Source organism: Liquorilactobacillus mali KCTC 3596 = DSM 20444 (genome assembly GCF_000260415.1).
GTDB classification, from domain to species: domain Bacteria; phylum Bacillota; class Bacilli; order Lactobacillales; family Lactobacillaceae; genus Liquorilactobacillus; species Liquorilactobacillus mali.
This window is the reverse complement of sequence record NZ_BACP01000086.1, coordinates 1-1,342: the sequence shown is the minus strand read 5'-3', so window position 1 is coordinate 1,342 and position 1,342 is coordinate 1. Positions and strand designations below refer to the sequence as shown.

Annotated in this window: 1 protein-coding gene; it reads right to left on the bottom strand. The window is 38.6% G+C overall.

Translation table 11 applies throughout. From position 1 onward, the window contains the following. Positions 1-57 precede the first annotated feature (57 nt). Positions 58-1,236 (bottom strand): IS256 family transposase, encoded by a 1,179-nt coding sequence (locus tag GSM_RS13575; protein WP_010078419.1) that lies wholly within the window; start codon positions 1,234-1,236, stop codon positions 58-60. Between the last annotated feature and the right edge of the window lie 106 nt (positions 1,237-1,342).

The window sequence follows — 1,342 nt, the reverse complement described above, 5'->3', positions numbered from 1 at the left end:
GGGAGTGTCAAGAAGTTTGTGTAAATGGGAATCCCTTTCCCCTGTAAAATTAAACCATTAATCGAAAAGTGATTCTAACGTGTCTTTGACTTGACCAAAACCACGATGGCTACGATTAAAGTATTTTTCGTTGTAGCTTATGACTTGAACTCCGATAAAATTGTCTAAAGATTTTTCGTTTGGAAACTGTTCTTTGGGTTTGGTCTTGCGTTTAATTCTTTTGTTCAGTGATTCTAAGATATTGGTTGAATAAATTGTTGGTCGAATAGCAGGAGGAAAACTCAAGAAAGCTAAGAGTTCATTTTCAATGGATTTAAGTTGCTGGATCAGATTAGAATACAGTTTCTCCCAAGCACCATAAAAATCATTTAAGATCTTGTGTGCTGCAGTTACATCGGTCGCTGAATGCAATTCTTTAAAATCATTTAAGATTGCTTCACGATCTTTTAAACGCACATGCGAACCAATATTACGCATAACATGTACTAGGCATCTTTGGAATTTGGCTTTCGGGAAAGCGTGCAATAATGCTGGCTGCAGACCAACCATTCCATCTGCGATGATCAACTGGACTTGCTTTAATCCTCGTTGTTTAAGATCTTCTGCCATTTCTGACCAAACTCCTGCGTTTTCATTTGGAGCGATTCGATAATCAAGAACTTCTTTGATGCCGACAGGTGTAATACCTAAAGCAATATAGACTGCCTCTCTTTGAACTGAATCACGGCGTAGAGGTAGGTAAGTTGCATCTAAGAAAAGACAAACATAGTTTGCCTTAATAGCTCGTTGATGAAAAGCTTCAATCTGTTTTGTTACCTGAGCAGTGATATTAGAAACAGTAGTAGGTGAATAATAAGCGCCATACATTTTTTCAATCAAATCTGCAATTTCACGGGTCGTAACGCCCTTGGAATAAAGCTGAATGATTGTTGTTTCTAAAGCGTCCTGACGACGAGAATAGGCTGGAAGCAGGTGGTTATGAAAATGGCCCTTACGGTCACGCGGCACAGCAATCTTCAACTTACCATATTCAGAGTCAATTAAGCGATAATACTGGCCATTGCGAGAATTGCCCGAATTAAAGCCGCAGCGGTCATAAGGATCATAACCAAGCAAAGCTGTTAGTTCAGCTTGCAAGATTCGATTAATAGCTGTTTCGAGTTGTTGACGAAAAAGTTCTTTAACATCGCCATTTGATAATAGAGTTTTGGTTAAATCTTTGGTAAACTGGTCCATGGGGAATCCCTCCGTTTTGGTTTGGTTTGACGATTTAATCATACGGGGAAGGGATTCCCTTTTCAATAGGATTTTTATTCATTTACACAAACTATTTTATACTCTC

Excerpts from the sequence above, each read along its gene's own strand:
- GSM_RS13575 (WP_010078419.1), bottom strand. The coding sequence starts at position 1,236 with ATGGACCAGTTTACCAAAGATTTAACCAAAACTCTATTATCAAATGGC.